Origin of the sequence: Mycobacteroides salmoniphilum (assembly GCF_004924335.1) — a bacterium.
Classification (GTDB): domain Bacteria; phylum Actinomycetota; class Actinomycetes; order Mycobacteriales; family Mycobacteriaceae; genus Mycobacterium; species Mycobacterium salmoniphilum.
Genome location: NZ_CP024633.1, coordinates 4,246,122 through 4,261,856, shown reverse-complemented (window position 1 = coordinate 4,261,856; position 15,735 = coordinate 4,246,122). Strand labels below are relative to the sequence as shown.

Sequence of the window (15,735 nt, the reverse complement as noted above, 5' to 3'; positions counted from 1 at the left end):
CAGACTGCGACGGGAGTGTATCAGGGATGGTGTTGACCCCCGCTGGCCCAGAAGCGAGATGCTTGGGGAGCTGTTCGCTGGTCGGGGCTGGTGTGTGACCGACGAGTTCAGGGTACGGGGACGCCCTCTTTGAGGAAGTACAGACCTGCGACGGTGCCGTCGGGGTGCACGGTCAGCCTGAACTGGCCAGGCGCGTGTTCCATTTGGAGCGGCACGTTGACCACGGTCAGCTCTCCGCGTTGGACGTCTTGCGGATCACCGTGTGATTGGTATGTGCCCAGCAGTTCTTGGTAGGTGATCCATGCTTGCCCCAGGGCAGGAGCCGACAGCGTATCCGCCATGGTCTGGTCGAAATGGGCGGTGGCGGCTGCATTGTCGCCTTGCACGATCTGATCCAGTGTTGCTAATGCCAGTTTGTCCGGGCTACCGGCAGTGCTCGCTGGTGGTGTGTCCGCCCCACCGCAGGCGCTCGTACTCATGGCAAGAGCGCCGAGCACTGCCAGAGTCGCCAGTGCTCGCGGCTGCAAGCTACGGAGCCTTTGTGTTTGCCGCATAGGCCGACGGTACTCCCCATCGTGTGTCGGCGTACTCCGTAGGCTTGCCGCCTCAGCGAAACACGATGGGTGGCCGTTGTGGGCTCGCGGACGCTACTTGGTCAGCAGTCTTGTTTCTATCGCGGCTATTCCGCCCGCGATGTAGGCGGTCGCCAGCTCGGCGGCATGCGCGGGACTGAGCCCGTCGACAAGGATTCCCTGACGCGCCGCTTCCAGACCGCTCGCAACAGCCATCGCCGCCACCGTTCGCGTCGGTAGCGCCGGTACGGCGCCGCGACGACGGACCGCGTCATCGACGATTTGGGCGATTCGATCAATGAAGCGGTCAAGCATCGACCGCATCGATTCGGCCGCCGGAGTCCCGGCCTCTGAGGTACCAACCAAGACGCGAAAGCTGGTGGGATTGTCAGCGACGTAGCTCATTCCGGCGTCCAGTGCCGTCTTCACCCACCCCTCGACGTCGCCCTCCGGCAGGTTCTCGTACACCGCGAACAGGTGATTCTGAATGGCCTGGGCCTCGCGTTGGAAGACCAGCGAATACATCGCCTCCTTCGACCCGAAATGTGCGTACAACGTCGGCTTTGTGGTCGACGCACGCCGGGCAATCTCGGCCATACTCGCTGCCTGGTAACCATATTCGGCAAATACGTCACGGGCGCCGTCCAGCAGCTCGTCATCGGACGGCCTGCGATGGGTGGGTGGCATCGTCACAGGATGGCATGAATGACTTCCGTGATCCGGCACCTGTGAGCAGTCTTGACGGAACATCTCACTAGCTTTACTCTCGGGTAAAGCTGATGTGGCAGGACCGCCGAAGTTCCTTCATCAATCGATTGGGTCAGTAGATGACATCCGAGCCCGAATTTTCTCCCGATCTGCCGGGGATCGCACCCCGAGCCCCTCGGGAGCTATTGGTGGACAATAGATTCCGCTTGTTGGGCAAGGCCTTTAATGCGCTCTTTAGCAACCGGCTGCGTGGCGGCGGGGCCTTGGCCGTCTACTACCGGGGTGAGAAGGTTGTCGATCTCTGGGCGGGTACCAGCGACCGAGCCGGCACCCGTCCGTGGTTGCCGGAGACGTCCGGCGTCATCTATTCGGCATCCAAAGGGCTCTCGTCCCTGGTCATCCACCGTCTCGCCGACCGCGGCCTGATCGACTATGACGCCCCGGTGGCGCAGTACTGGCCCGAGTTCGGCGCCAACGGCAAAGGCGCCGTGACGGTACGTGCCGTGCTCAACCACACGGCCGGACTATCGCAAATCGTCGGAATAGCCGAGAGTCTCGAGGAGGAGCTCGATCACCGTCTGATGGAGGAGCGTCTGGCCGCGGCACCCCTGGACCGCTTGGCCGGAAAACCGGCCTATCACGCGCTGACCATCGGCTGGCTGCTCGCCGGTCTGGCACGAGCGGTTACCGGGCAAGATATGCGCGACCTCTATGCCCAAGAACTGGCTGCGCCGTTGGGTCTTGCCGAGTTGCACCTGGGTCGCCCACCGGGGCTACAAGGCATCCCGCTGGCGCAATTCGTGGACCCGATAGGCGGTTTCACCAGGGTCTTCTCGGAACGCTGGCTTGCTCGTGTCGCGCGCGGCCCCGGTTTCGTCAGATCACTGGCGGGCAGTCTCTACGCCGGTCCCGGTATGTCCCAGGCGATTGTGGACGCCGACTCCGTAGCCCTCGATGCGCAGATGCCCGCTGTCAACGCCGTGGCATCAGCGGAGTCGCTGGCCAAGTTGTACGCGGCGGTGGCAGGCGACGGCAGTGTGGATAGCGTGCGGCTACTGTCGCCGTCCGCGGTAGCCTCCTTCACGCGAAAGCCAAGTCTTCGTGTCGATGGCGTCCTACACGTTCCGATGATGTGGCACATGGGATTTCACTCGATGCCGCTGCCTCTGCTGTCGAGTGGTTTCGGCCATGTGGGACTGAACGGGTGCTTCGGGTGGGCAGATCCCACGCGTGAGTTGTCGATAGCGCTGGTGCACAACAGACTGCCGTCGACCCTACTTTTCGACCTACTCGCGTTCCTGTGGCTCGTTCCGCTCGCGGCCCGAGCCGTACCTCGACGCTGAGATCTGGGACGGACAGGCGATCAGGAACTGCGCTTCACCAGGGCGCCGGCGATGAGTCGGGCGAGCATGGATTCCAGGTCGGCGTCGAAGTTCAAATGGATATCTGCCAGTGTGGGGTCGGCCTCAATGGCGGCGATGGCGCTGGCTGACGGTCGCGCGTACATCCACAGCGCGGAGCTCGTGACCAGGATGGACAGGGACACGCTCTGGGCATCTTCACCGAGCTCGGGGATGTAGCTGCGGATGGCCGCAGTGAGCGCGGTGATGCTGTCGCGGGCGGATCGCCGGAAACACAGCAGCGTCTCGTCCGCGACATTCTGCTCCAGTACGCCTGGCTGAGCGGTCATCAAGTCGCACAGCACCGCGTGCTGCCGCAGCGACCTGCTGAGCAGGGTGGCCAGGTGGTCGGCTCTCTCCTGCGCGGTACCGGAGTGCGTGTCGTGAGAGAGCTCCGCCACAATTTCGGTTGCCCAGCACCGCAGCGCGCCATCGAGCAATTCCAGCAATACGGCCTCGCGGGACTCGAAGTAGCGGACCATCGCCGACTTTGCCAGGCCGGTGCGTCGGCTCAGCTCATTGAGGGTTATCTGGCTGACCGGCATGTCGCTGAGCATCGACGATGCGGTTTCCAGGATGGCTTGCCGGCGGATCTCGCGCTGCTCCTCACTGCGTGCGCGCCGGAAGGTCATGGCCCGATGTTAGTGCGCCGCCGGTCACCTCATAGTGAACCGCCGGTCTATTACCGTGGTACGGTTCCCGCCGTAATAGACCGGCGGTACACAAAGTGGTGTCGCCGGTCCTTCGGTAGTCGCCTCATCGGCAGGTGCGGAAGGGGATGCGCACGGTGTATCGACTGTTGAAGCGGTTCTGGATTCCGCTGCTGCTGGCAGTCGTCGTCGGGATTGGCGGATACGCGATCTCGCAGATCCGTAGCTCCATAAATCCGCCTCCTCCCAAGCCGGGCGAGGGATCGGGCATCACCGCGAACTTCAACCCGAAGCACATCACCTATGAGGTCGTCGGGTCGGGCGGCACTGCGAACCTCAACTACCTCGATGAGAACGGGCAACCCCATCTCATTGAGAATGCCCCACTCCCTTGGTCTTTCACGATCGTGACAACCATGCCGTCCATGTCGGCCAACATCGTCGCCCAAGGCGATCGCAACGTCAGCGGTCTTGGGTGCCGCGTGACGGTCGATGGGGGCGTGCGTGACGACCGATCCAGCACGGACCAAGTCAAACCGTTCATCTACTGCTTGGTGAAATCCGTATGAGCAACGTGCACGCGAAGCCGCACCGGCCGTTTGTCGGCCACCTGATCCGGATCTTCTCCCTGCCGATCATCTTGTTCTGGGTCGGGCTGGCGGTCGTCCTGGGCACGGTCACGCCGTCGCTCAACGAAGTGGCGGCCAGCAGGTCCGTGCCGCTGAGCCCGCAGAACTCGGAGTCGTACCAGGGGATGCTGAACATCGGCAAGGTGTTTCAGCAGTACGACTCGGACTCTTCGGCGATGGTCGTCCTGGAAGGCGACGACAAACTCGGCGATGCCGCGCACAAGTACTACGACGACATCGTTGCCAAGCTCAAGGCCGATCACGAGCACGTGCAGAACGTCCAGGACTTCTGGAGTGATCCGTTGACCGCGGCGGGCTCGCAGAGTGTGGACGGTAAAGCCGCCTATGTGCAGATCTTCCTCAACGGATCACAGGGCACCAGTGCCAGTTACGAGTCTGTCGCCGCGGTGCGCGAGATTGTCAGCTCCGTGCCCGCGCCGCAGGGCATCAAGGCTCATATCGCCGGCACCTCCGTGCTGAACGCCGACACCCAGGTTGCCGGTCACCAAAGCATGGCGACGATGGAATTGGTGTCAGTGGGCGTGATCATCGTGATGATCCTGTTCATCTACCGCTCCATCGTCACGATGCTCATATCCATGGTCATCATTGGCTTGGAACTGTTTGCTGCACAAGGCGTTACGGCTACTGCCGGCTACCTGAACATTATCGGTCTGACCCCCTATGCGGTGAGCATGGTGACGATGCTGGCACTGGCTGCCGGTACCGACTACGTGATCTTCCTATTCGGCCGCTATCACGAGGAAAGATCAAAGGGACGCAGTCGCGAAGACGCGTATTACATTGCCTACCATGGCGTCTCGCACGTCATTCTCGGATCCGGTCTGACCATTGTCGGCGCCTGCATGTGCCTGAGCATGACCACGCTCCCGTACTTCCAGAGCATGGCCTTGCCGTGCGCGATCTCGGTTCTGGTGATCGTTGTCGCGGCGCTGACGCTGGCGCCCGCCGTCCTGACGGTGGCCTCGAAGTTCGGGCTTCTCGAACCCAGGGGCAAGCTCTCCACCACAGGTTGGCGCAAGGTCGGTACCTCGGTGGTGCGCTGGCCCATTCCGATTGTCTTGGTGACCAGCATGATTGCGATCATCGGCTTCGTCAGCCTGATGACCTATGTGCCGCAGTACAACGATCAGAAGTTCACGCCCGCCGATATGCCGGCCAACCGCGCGATGGATGTCGCCGACCGCCACTTCTCTCAGGCCCGCATGAACCCGGAACTGTTGATGCTGGAGGCCGACCACGACCTACGCACCCCGGCAGACATGCTCGTCATCGACAGGGTGGCCAAGGGCATCGTCCATATGCGCGGTATCGAACGGGTGCAGACGATTACCCGTCCGCTCGGTGCGCCGATTGAACACAGCTCGATCCCGTTCCTGCTCGGTGCCCAGAATGCGGGCACGCTGCAGGCCGCAAAGTTCAACAACGACAGCTCTGCCCAGATGCTTGAGCAGGCCGACGAGCTGAGCAAGACCCTCGCCAGCATGGAGCGGATGTACGGCATCATGCAGGAGCTCACGGGCACCATGCACAGCATGGTGGGCCGGACTCACGAGATGGAGGCAACCATCCAGCAGATGCGTGACAACCTGGCCAATTTCGACGATTTCTTCCGCCCGCTGCGCAACTACCTCTATTGGGAGAAGCATTGCTTTGATATCCCGATCTGCCAGTCGCTGCGGTCGATCTTTGATGTTTTGGACAGTGTTGACGTGCTCGCCGACCAGATGCGCGGCCTTGTCGCCGATATGGATCACATGGATCAGCTGATGCCCCAGATGCTGCCGGTTCTGAGAACGACCATTGATTCGATGGGCAGGATGCGCGATTTCATGATCGCCATGCATAGCACTCAGGCCGGCACTCAGGCCCAACAACAAGAATTGGCCAAGGGCTCCACGGAAATTGGCCTCTACTTTGACCAAGCCAAGAACGACGACTTCTTCTATCTACCGCCGGACGTGTTTACCAACCCGGACTTCAAACGTGGGCTCAAGATGTTTGTATCGCCGGACGGCAAGGCGGTTCGATTCATCATCACCCACCAGGGCGACCCGGCGTCGGTCGAAGGCATTGAACACGTCCGTGACATCAAAGGTGTTGTCGCCGACGCGGTGAAGGGCACACCTCTGGCCAATGCGAAGGTTTCACTGGCCGGCACCGCATCGATGTATGCCGACATGCAGGACGGCGTGACCGTCGATCTGGCGATCGCGATCCTCGCATCGATGATCCTGATCTTCGTGATCATGGTGCTGATCACGCGCAGTGTGGTGGCCGCCTTGGTGATCGTTGGCACCGTTGCCGCATCCCTGGGTACGGCCTGTGGCCTGTCAGTACTGTTGTGGCAGGACATCCTTGGGCTGGGTGTGCAGTGGATCGTGATCCCATTGTCGATGGTGATCCTGCTGGCCGTGGGTTCGGACTACAACCTGTTGGTGGTTTCGCGACTCAAAGAGGAAATCCACGCCGGGCTCAACACCGGCATGATTCGCGGCATGGGCGCCACCGGCCGCGTCGTGACCGCCGCCGGACTGGTGTTCGCGTTCACCATGATGTCGATGATCGTCAGTGACTTACGCGTGGTCGGTCAGCTCGGCATGACCATCGGTATCGGCCTGATCGTCGACACGCTGATCGTGCGGGCTTTCATGACGCCGGCGATCGCCGCGGCACTGGGGCGCTGGTTCTGGTGGCCGATCAACACCTTCGAAATCGTTCGGCGTGGCCGCGACGTTCAATCACCGGAACCGACGACGGCACCGCTTCCTGTAGTGGATGCGGGACCGCATTCGCCCCCTGACGGCCGGTTGTAGCAACTGACCTCGGTGGGCGCCGTGGCGCCACAGCAAATGCTGGCAGGCGATCACGTGAACCCGTTCGACCCGGACGGCACTGTGAGATCGCTCAACTTATATAGCGTTATGTAGTGGAGATCACTGGTCTCGTTAGCTTCACGATGCGATTCCTGCAAACTCTCTTGATACCGTTGCGCGATGACATGGGACGCTCATTCCCAGGTAAATTCTCGCCGATGTGCACCGCTTCGCTCAATAGCGCCAGAGGCGTCTCTTCGTGTCCGCACAGTCATTCAGGCCACCGCAGCAGCCCTGTTGGCAATGACGGTGTCGGCCTGCGATCCGCCGACGCTGGAGAGTCTTAACCTGCCGGCGCCAGGCATCGGTTCCGACGCATATGCGTTGACCGGCAAGTTCGCCAATGCCCTGAACCTCCCAAACAGGGCGAAGGTGCGCCTCAACGGTGCCGATATCGGCGAGGTCGAATCCATCGACGCAATCGACTATGTGGCCGTCGTCAAGCTGCGGATACTCAGGGGCGTGCGACTGCCCGTTGGCTCAACCGCCCAGCTGCGCAGTGCGACCCCGTTGGGCGATGTATTCGTGGCTCTCGAACCGCCCAATCATCCGGCTACGGAACTCCTCAAGGACGGCGACGCTCTCGACCTACAAACCACGTCGTCGGCTGCCACCGTAGAAGGTGTGCTGAGTTCGGCAGCGGTATTGGTCAACGGCGGCGTGGTGCGTAACCTGACCCACCTGGTCAACGGGCTCGGCAAGGCTTCGGCCGACAATGGTCAAACCCTGGGAAACATCGTGGGGCAATCGAATCAGCTGCTGGACACCCTCAATAGGCGTTCGGTACAGATTCAAAACTCCTTGGACAAGACATCGCAACTGGCTGCCTCGATTTCGTCACGAGAGAAGACGATCAATAATCTGCTGGAGGCATCGGCTCCGGGCGTGCGGGCCATCGATGCCAACCAGATCAGCGACCTGGCCAACACGAGCGGGCAGATCAGCGACCAACTTGCGAAGCTCCCATCGATTCAGGGCACCGACGGTCGCAGCACCGTCGCCGACCTCAACTCGATCGCCCGCGGCTTCAATGACATCGCGGTGAGCCCCGACACCAGCCTGGTCGCACTTAACCGGCTGATACCGATGCTCATCAAGGCGAACGCAGGCAGCGCGCAGGCACATGACGTCAACATTGCCAAGCTCGCGCTGGGCAATATCGACGATGCGGGCAACAAGGGCTCCGACGATTACCACGGACCCAAGCAGGCAGACTGGGGCTACTTTGTCGGTAGCTTCAAATACACCCTGTACCGCCTGCAGGAACGCGTCGTGGGGCAAGGCCCGAATCCTCCGGCGCCCGCCGATAGTCCGTCACGACCAGGCCGGTGACCACTTCTGGCCAGCAAGTAGCAGCAGTTGGTCGAATCTATCTGCATCGCAATGTAATTCGGCCTCGGCTGGGCCTGGTTCCCCGCATATATTCCGCTGATCGCGCGGAATGACGTCCGCGTACTCGGGCTAGTGATCTGGTGGCTTGCTTGCCTGGGCCGTCCGTACATACGGCTTCGAGGAACAGGGCATCAAAGGCGGTTGGCCATGGTTGCACTAGGGCGCAACGGAAATCGGTCTGTACTTCGATCAGGCCAAGAACGACGACCTCTTCTGTCTACCGCCCGATGTGTTCACCAACCCTGACTTCACACGCGGGCCGCTACCCCCAGAAAAGTCTTGGGCTGCAGAGAGGAAATTCTCAGCCTGGCCTCAGTGGATGCAGGCACTGTGACAGTGCGTACCAGAGGCGGACAGTGCCCTGACTGCATCTTGAGGAAGAAGGAACGATCGATGAACTACCAGCCTGGGCATCCGCCGTACGGAAACGAATTCCCGCTGGGCCAGCACGGCTATCGGCAGGTGCATGGTGCATCCACCGACACCAGGACGCGCTACGCGTATGGCGAGACATTCCCGGACCGTGCCGAACTGGCTCCGAACCCTGTGCGCCGGAAACGTCTTCGCGCCATGGGGCTGACGTGCGGCGCCGTTGTGGTGGCCATCGCCGCCAGCGCCACCACGGCGGTGGTCGTGGTGAACCGCTCCGGGCACCCCGCCCCCGTAGCGCAGGTGTCGAGCCCAGGAGTCGCCGGAAAGCCTTCGCTGCCAACGGGTTCGATACTGGGAAAACCTGGCAGCACGCCCGCGGGTAACTCGGTCGAAGAGGTATCGGCCAAGGTGTTGCCCAGTGTGGTGCAACTAAAGATCCAAAGCGGACAACAGGGTGAGGAAGGGTCCGGCGTAGTCCTGAGCTCTGATGGATTGATCCTGACCAATAACCACGTGGTGGCCGCGGCCATGTCGGGCAGCGGCGATCTTGCGCCCTCGGCTCCCGCGCCCCGCGGGCCGCTCTCCAACCTTCCGCCCGGCATCCTCCCCGGCGAACAGCTTCCCGGCGGTTACCGGGACGGGCGTGACGGCTCAGAACTGGACGGCTCCGACGGGCGTACCACTCGGCCCTCGGCCCGGACCGGTGACGGTGTCAAGGCAACGGTGACCCTGGCGGACGGCCGTACGGTGCCGTTCACCGTGGTCGGCGCCGATCCCGCCGATGACATCGCGGTGGTGCGTGCTCAAGGCGTTTCCGACCTGACCCCGATCACCATTGGTTCGTCGAAAGACCTGAAGGTGGGGCAGAACGTTGTCGCCATCGGCTCGCCCTTGGGCCTGCAGGGGACGGTGACCACCGGCATCATCAGCGCACTACGTCGCCCGGTCGCTACCGGCGATGAGCAGAGTGGCCAGCATTCGGTGATGAGTGCCATCCAGACGGATGCGGCGATCAATCCGGGCAACTCCGGTGGTGCGCTTGTCGATATGAACGGTGCCCTCATCGGTGTGAACTCGGCGATAGCGTCGCTGGGTGGGGGCCAGGACTCGCAGGGCGGCGGACAGGCCGGGTCGATCGGCCTGGGCTTCGCCATCCCGGTGGATCAAGCCAAGCGCATCGCGGATGAACTGGTGGCCACCGGAACGGTCCGGCAAGCCTCGCTGGGTGTCCAACTCGGCTCCGACCAGGACGCACGCGGCGCGCTCGTGGCAGGTGTGGTGCGTGGCAGCGCGGCGGCAACCGCCGGTCTGCCTAAGGGTTCGGTGATTACCAAGGTCGACGACCAGGTGATCGACGGTCCCGAGGCCCTGGTGGCCGCGGTCCGCTCCAAGGCTCCTGGGGACACCATGGCGCTCACCTACGACGACCCGTCGGGAACCTCGCGCACGGTCCAGGTCACCCTGGGGCAGTCGCAGACGTGACAGCGCCGTACCGGAACCGGCCAACTCGCGTGAGCCGGTTCCGGCGAGAATGAGTGGATGGCTGACCGCGACGATCTGACCGCAGGCGGCAAGCCGACCGGTTCGACGGCGTGGAGCCCGGCACCGTGGTTCCTGGCCACACCGCCAGCGGCGAGCCCCGAGATGATCGCCCGTACGGGCGTCCATAGTGCTCTCGACGTGCATGTTCAGCAGTCGCGGGCCGTCGTGGTGCTCGCACCATCGGGTTTCGGCAAGACCGTCGCCGTGGGGCAATGGGCTGCGGGCCGCCGGCTGCGGCGGCCGGGTTCGGTCGGATGGCTGACGGTGACAGAGCAGGCGGCAGACTTCCCGGAATTGGTTCGCGGCATCATGACCGCGCTGCGCCACGCGGTGGGCGACGGCGCCGATACCCAAGTCCGGCGGGCTCTGGCCACCGCCTTCGAGCTGCCGTCTCCGGGACTGATGTTCACCGCCCTGTCCACGATCGACATGTCGGGCCCGGTCACCATCGTGCTCGACGATTTCCAGAAGGCCATTGCCGTCACGCAGTCCGCGGAGTTCGTCGAGTTCGTTGAGCACGGCCCGCCCTGGCTGCGACTGGTTCTGATCACCACGGAGGCGCCGGAGACGCTGCTCACCCGGTTGCGGGTACATGGCCAGGTGGCAGTCATCGCGGCGGGCGAATTGGCTTTCACCGCTGCGGATGTGCTCACGGCCGCCGGCCATGGACGCCAGAACCTCTCGGCCGGGGATGCCGAACAGATCGTGCAAAGCACCGGAGGCTGGCCCGCGGCCGTGCGACTGGCCTTGTTGGACGGCCAAACACTCAGTGCCTTAGATGATCTCGATCTCACCGAGTACATCCGTGCCGCTGTTCTCGGACGGCTGCGCCCGGAGCTAGCCGAGTTCGTGCTTGCGGTGACGGTATGTACGCGGGTGGACCAACGCCTGGCAGGTGTGCTCGCCGGGCGTGCCGATGCTGCCGCGCTCCTCGCCGAATGTGCGTCATCGAGCCTGTTCATCGAACGCTTTGGATCTGGCGAAGATGCTGTCTACCAATGGCATTCGATGTTCGCGCAGGGCTGCGGCGAAGTGCTGAGGCAATCGGATCCCGCGCGGTGGAGCGCCTTGAATCTGCTAGCCGCACGCGAACTGCGGGACCGCTACCCCTTGGATGCCGTCGAGCATGCCGTCCGCGGGGAGGACGCGCAGCTGGCCGCGGAGACCATCACCGATCACTGGCTCGAGCTGCTGCTGGAGGCCAGATCTGTGGCACTGGAGGGCGCGTGTATCCAGGTGGCCGAGGCATTCGGGGAGAGCGCCGATGTGGCGATGGTGCGTTCATGCTGCCGAGAGGTCGCGGGCGACCGCCTTGGGGCACAACTGCATTTCGAACGCGCTCAGACCCTGACACATAACAACGCCGAATCTCGGCGTGTGCGCCTAGTCGCGGACCTGAGCCGCATTCTGATCTCCGATGACCACAGCACCATGGCGGGCGCCGTGGACGCGGTCTCCGAGGCCCTCACCGATCGGGCGCTTGTGCCCGATCGGGTGTATGCGTGTGCGCTGTTCCTGTTGGGCTGGGCTGAAACCCGGCTCCGACGCGATGTCGGTCACTCGATGCGGCTGCTGGAATCGGCCGCACAGGAATGCCGCGCGCTGGCCCTGACAGCGGTCGCGGACAGGGCCACCGAGAGCCTGGCCTTCGCCCATGTCCATGCCGGACAGTTCGGCCGCGCCCAGCGGTCGCTGAGCATGGCAGAGGTTCCGTGGCTTTCCCACGAGGGTGGTGGAATAGCCTGTTTCACCAAGGGGTTCATACAGTTTTGGCAGGGCGAGCTGGCCGGGTCAGTCGAGGATTTCACCGTGGTGGATGCGGCGGTGGGGGAGGGCTATCCGGACATCGGTCGCATGATGTTGGTGTTCAGTGCTGCGGCGCTGCGTAACCAGGGGCGCGATGCCGCCATGCCGCACCTGGAGGCGGTTGCCATGCGTATCGGTGAGGGAGACAACAGGGCCGTCCCGTTGGGCAGTTTCCGCACAGCCGCACTCGCGAGGATCGCCGAGATGCGCGGGCACGCCGGGGAGGCATTCGAGTTGGCGGCGAGGCTCGTTGGTGTGACACCGCTGCCCATGGCCTCTGCGATCGTCGCCGGTATATGTCGGCGACTCGGGAACCCCGAGTTGGCACAGGCTTTGGTCGACAACGCGCGTGGCGAGTCAGTGGCTCCATACACGCGCGCCTATGCCCTGCTGATCGGTGCACTGCTGGCGTGGGAGCGTGCCGACAGCACCCAGGCCCACCAGCTCCTGGAGGAATCGTTGGCACTGGCCGCCCCCGAATCCGTGCGCTACCCGTTCCTGGACAACGCGGACCAGCCGTGCCGCGAGCTACTGGGGGCGCACAGCTCCCGCACGGCATATCCGGATTTTCTCGCCGAGTGCCTGCTGGCGTGCGAGACGGGCGCATCGGAGAACCCTGCGGTGGCACTCACCTCGCGGGAGCGAGAAGTGTTGGCGTACCTGCGGACTCCCATGACCACGGCGGAGATCGCTGCGAAGCTCTCGGTGTCGGTCAACACCCTCAAGACGCATCAGCGTTCTATTTACCGGAAACTCCAGGCATCGAACCGCCGCGAGGCCATCGGTATTGCGCCGCACTGACACCCTCGCGCAGAACCTGGAAGAATCGTGAGATGGCCACTGTTCACGGCGTGATCGTCACCGACCGTCCCGAGCGCTACGCGAAACAACTCGCGCAGCACTGGGCGGCCAAGAGCACGGTGACCGAGCTCGACGGCGGTGCGATACAGATCGAGCTGGCGCCCGATGCGATCACCGTGCTGCGCCCACAGGACGGTGAACTGCATGTCGAGGCGAGCTCCGCGGAATTCGGTGACGTCGTGAAACGTCACCTGGAGCGGTTCGGCATCCGCGACGAGCTCACGCTCACCTGGGCGAGCGACTAGTCCCGCGCGAATGCTGCGCGTGCCTCTTGCTCCAGATCGACGAAGGTCTCCTCGCTGACGTCGACCGCGACACCCTTGATGGTGCCCCCGGTGAACGTCCCGGGGTGCTTGTAGAGCCGCGAGACGTTGTCGCCGCTGTCGTAACCGATGCACAGACCGTCGCCGGCAAGGGTGAAGTTGCCCAGCTGCGTCCGCATGGGGCCGTTCGCCACCGCCTTCCCGTCAAGGTATAGCGTTGTTGTTCCCAAGGATTCGCCGTATTTTCCCTTGTCATGGCGGACGAACTCCATACCGAGTGTGCGCTTGCCGGGGGTCAGCGGCGGTGAGACGAACACCTGCTCAGGCTTGATGCCGAGGAAGTTGTAGACGTAGTGGAGCCGGCCGTCCTTGATGAACAGGGAGTGCCCTCCGAAGCGTGAGCCATGCGCGAAGATCACGCCCTGTGAATCCTTGGTGGTTTCGACGTCGGCGATGATCTTGTAGGACCGGCCACGGATACTGACCGCCACGGCTTCGGGAACGGGTGCCGTATCAGGGTAGTAGATGTAGCGGCTGCGCTTCGGCTCGGTTGAGGGCCGCTCGATCGTCAGCAGCTCGGTGGCTGACCGGTCGTCGAGGGGCAGCACGAAGTTCTTGTCGGCTTCCTCGGCCCACGCGGCGATCAGCCCCTTGAGCTTGTCGGGGTACTTGTCGGCCAGATTCGTTGACTCGGAACGGTCTTCATCGACGTGGTACAGCTCCCACTTGTCCTGGTCGAAATGACCCTTGCCGCTGATCGGTGCGTGCAGGGCCGCCGCCTTCCAGCCGTCCTCCCATATTCCGCGGGTGCCCAGCATCGCGTAATACTGCCGCTTCTTGGTGGTGGGGGCATCTGCCTTCTCGAAGCTGTACCGCATAGACACCCCGTTCACCGGGTACTGCGTGACGCCGCGGTAGGTCTCGGGCATCTTCAGACCCGTGACATCGAGGATGGTGGGCACGATGTCGGTGACGTGGTGATACTGGTGGCGCACTTGGCCCTTGTCCTTGATGCCCTTGGGCCAGTGGATCACGAGGGGATCGCAGGTTCCGCCGGAGAACTGTGAGTAGCGCTTGAACATCTGGAACGGGGTGGAGAAGGCCACCGCCCATCCGGTGGGGTAGTGGTTGTAGGTGTCGGGGCTGCCCAGCGTGTCCAGATACTTCATGTTCTCCGACAGCTCGTCGGGATAACCGTTGAAGAACTTGTTCTCGTTCACCGAGCCGTTCGGGGAGCCTTCACCGGAGGCGCCGTTGTCGGCGCAGTAGAAGACGATGGTGTTGTCCAACTGACCGCTCTGCTCGAGGTAGTCGATGACCCTTCCGACCTGGGCATCGGTGTATTCGGAGAACCCGGCGTACACCTCGGCCATCCGCGAGAAGAGACGCTTCTCATCGGCATTCAAGGTGTTCCACGGCCGCACCGAGTCCGCCTCGTTGGCGACGTCCGCGGGCATGGGGGTCAGCGGGGTGAGTTTGGTGTCCTTCGGGATGACGCCCTTCTCGACCATGCGGGCCAGCGCCCAATCGCGATACGCCTCGTAGCCGTCGTCAAACTTGCCCTTGTACTTCTCGGTGTACTCGGCGGGGCTGTGATGCGGTGCGTGGTTGGCACCGGGGCAGTACCACAGGTACCAGGGCTTGGAAGGGTTGGTGGCCCGCTGGTCGCGCAGCATCCGAAGTGCTTGGTCGGCAAGGTCTTTCGACAGGTGATAGCCGTCCTCGGGAGTGGACGGTGGCTCGATGAACCGGTTGTCCTCGACCAGGTCGGGGTACCAGTTGTTGGTTTCCCCGCCCAGGAACCCGTAATAGCGGTCGAAGCCCTTCTGTAGTGGCCATTCGGATCGGCTGCCGCCGCCGGCGATGTCTTCGACGGGCACATTGTGGTTCTTGCCCACCCAGAACGTGCTGTATCCGTTGTCCTGCAGCACCTGACCGATGGTGGCGCACTCCGCGGGCAGACGGCCCGCGGCACCGGGAAATCCGTTGGAGGCCTCGGTAATCGAAGCAGAGCGGTTCACGTGGTGATTGCGTCCGGTCAACAGGCACGACCGCGTCGGCGAGCACAGTGCCGTGGTGTGCCATTGGGAGTACCGCAGCCCGTTGTCGGCGAGGCGCTGCATGACCGGCATGTTGATGCGCCCGCCGAACGGCGACCAGGCCGCCAGTCCGGTGTCGTCGTAGAGCACCACCAGCACGTTGGGCGCCCCCTCGGGCGCGCGCTTCAGCTCGTAAGGGGTCCAGTCGGGTGTGGAATCGCGAACGTCGAGGGCGATCTTCCCGTGGAAGTCCTCGTTGGTTGGCCCGGTGCCCGGCGTACCGGCACTTGTCGTGTGATCGGTGTCCTCGAACCCCTTGATTACGGCGGTTGCCGCGGCGGCGCCGACACCGGCGGCCGCGATTCCACCCAGAATCGAACGCCGCGAGAAGCGTCCGCTTGTGCCGTTATCGGTGGGTTGGGCGGTGTCCCCGTTGGTGGGTTCCATGGGTAGTCCTCTCGGAGCGAAGAATCTGGGTCAGCGGTGGCGTCACCGCGGCGCTATTCATCAACGTGATTCATTGTGTCTCGCCAAGATCCGGAAACGGAAGGTGATCACGAAGAACGGCGCGACGATGTGAAGAGACATGCTCATATCGACGCTA

11 protein-coding genes are annotated in these 15,735 nt (G+C 63.2%); 7 read left to right on the top strand and 4 right to left on the bottom strand.

The window, feature by feature from the left end:
* Positions 1–107: 107 nt before the first annotated feature.
* Positions 108–554 (bottom strand): DUF3887 domain-containing protein, encoded by a 447-nt coding sequence (locus tag DSM43276_RS21070; RefSeq protein WP_078328274.1) that lies wholly within the window; start codon positions 552–554, stop codon positions 108–110.
* A gap of 93 nt (positions 555–647) precedes the next feature.
* The gene (locus DSM43276_RS21065) at positions 648–1,259 is read right to left on the bottom strand and encodes a TetR/AcrR family transcriptional regulator (RefSeq protein ID WP_157896019.1); all 612 of its coding nucleotides are present in this window, start codon (positions 1,257–1,259) and stop codon (positions 648–650) included.
* Between the two features lie 209 nt (positions 1,260–1,468).
* Between DSM43276_RS21065 and DSM43276_RS21060 the strand changes: the two genes are divergently transcribed.
* On the top strand, positions 1,469–2,623 hold the full coding sequence (locus DSM43276_RS21060; RefSeq protein WP_234802948.1) for a serine hydrolase domain-containing protein: 1,155 nt from the start codon (positions 1,469–1,471) through the stop codon (positions 2,621–2,623).
* A gap of 20 nt (positions 2,624–2,643) precedes the next feature.
* Here DSM43276_RS21060 and DSM43276_RS21055 read toward each other — a convergent pair whose 3' ends face one another.
* Positions 2,644–3,312 (bottom strand): TetR/AcrR family transcriptional regulator, encoded by a 669-nt coding sequence (locus DSM43276_RS21055; protein ID WP_078328271.1) that lies wholly within the window; start codon positions 3,310–3,312, stop codon positions 2,644–2,646.
* 155 nt (positions 3,313–3,467) lie between these two features.
* On the opposite strand from DSM43276_RS21055, the gene DSM43276_RS21050 reads away from it, so the two are divergent.
* From DSM43276_RS21050 to DSM43276_RS21025, 6 genes are all read left to right on the top strand, one after another.
* The gene (locus DSM43276_RS21050) at positions 3,468–3,899 is read left to right on the top strand and encodes an MmpS family transport accessory protein (protein ID WP_078328347.1); all 432 of its coding nucleotides are present in this window, start codon (positions 3,468–3,470) and stop codon (positions 3,897–3,899) included.
* Entirely contained in the window at positions 3,896–6,796 is a 2,901-nt protein-coding gene (locus DSM43276_RS21045) for an MMPL/RND family transporter (protein WP_078328270.1), read from the top strand. The genes DSM43276_RS21050 and DSM43276_RS21045 overlap by 4 nt, the downstream gene beginning before the upstream one ends.
* A 303-nt stretch (positions 6,797–7,099) precedes the next feature.
* Complete coding sequence (locus tag DSM43276_RS21040; protein ID WP_109555913.1) at positions 7,100–8,188, top strand: MlaD family protein; 1,089 nt, start codon at positions 7,100–7,102, stop codon at positions 8,186–8,188.
* Between the two features lie 636 nt (positions 8,189–8,824).
* Complete coding sequence (locus DSM43276_RS21035; protein WP_078328346.1) at positions 8,825–10,102, top strand: S1C family serine protease; 1,278 nt, start codon at positions 8,825–8,827, stop codon at positions 10,100–10,102.
* 57 nt (positions 10,103–10,159) lie between these two features.
* Positions 10,160–12,769, top strand: a complete 2,610-nt coding sequence (locus tag DSM43276_RS21030) for a LuxR C-terminal-related transcriptional regulator (RefSeq protein WP_078328268.1) — start codon at positions 10,160–10,162, stop codon at positions 12,767–12,769.
* 32 nt (positions 12,770–12,801) lie between these two features.
* Positions 12,802–13,074, top strand: a complete 273-nt coding sequence (locus DSM43276_RS21025) for a DUF2218 domain-containing protein (RefSeq protein WP_078328267.1) — start codon at positions 12,802–12,804, stop codon at positions 13,072–13,074.
* Here the strand turns inward: DSM43276_RS21025 and DSM43276_RS21020 are convergent.
* Positions 13,071–15,578: an arylsulfatase gene (locus DSM43276_RS21020; RefSeq protein ID WP_078328266.1), complete on the bottom strand. Its 2,508-nt coding sequence runs from the start codon at positions 15,576–15,578 to the stop codon at positions 13,071–13,073. The two genes, DSM43276_RS21025 and DSM43276_RS21020, sit on opposite strands and share 4 nt — an antisense overlap.
* Positions 15,579–15,735 lie beyond the last annotated feature (157 nt).

Bases quoted from the DNA above. Each gene is read 5' to 3' on its own strand.
- DSM43276_RS21070 (WP_078328274.1), bottom strand. From the start codon at position 554: ATGCGGCAAACACAAAGGCTCCGTAGCTTGCAGCCGCGAGCACTGGCG.
- DSM43276_RS21065 (WP_157896019.1), bottom strand. From the start codon at position 1,259: ATGCCACCCACCCATCGCAGGCCGTCCGATGACGAGCTGCTGGACGGC.
- DSM43276_RS21055 (WP_078328271.1), bottom strand. From the start codon at position 3,312: ATGACCTTCCGGCGCGCACGCAGTGAGGAGCAGCGCGAGATCCGCCGG.
- DSM43276_RS21045 (WP_078328270.1), top strand. From the start codon at position 3,896: ATGAGCAACGTGCACGCGAAGCCGCACCGGCCGTTTGTCGGCCACCTG.
- DSM43276_RS21040 (WP_109555913.1), top strand. From the start codon at position 7,100: ATGACGGTGTCGGCCTGCGATCCGCCGACGCTGGAGAGTCTTAACCTG.
- DSM43276_RS21030 (WP_078328268.1), top strand. From the start codon at position 10,160: ATGGCTGACCGCGACGATCTGACCGCAGGCGGCAAGCCGACCGGTTCG.
- DSM43276_RS21025 (WP_078328267.1), top strand. From the start codon at position 12,802: ATGGCCACTGTTCACGGCGTGATCGTCACCGACCGTCCCGAGCGCTAC.
- DSM43276_RS21020 (WP_078328266.1), bottom strand. From the start codon at position 15,578: ATGGAACCCACCAACGGGGACACCGCCCAACCCACCGATAACGGCACA.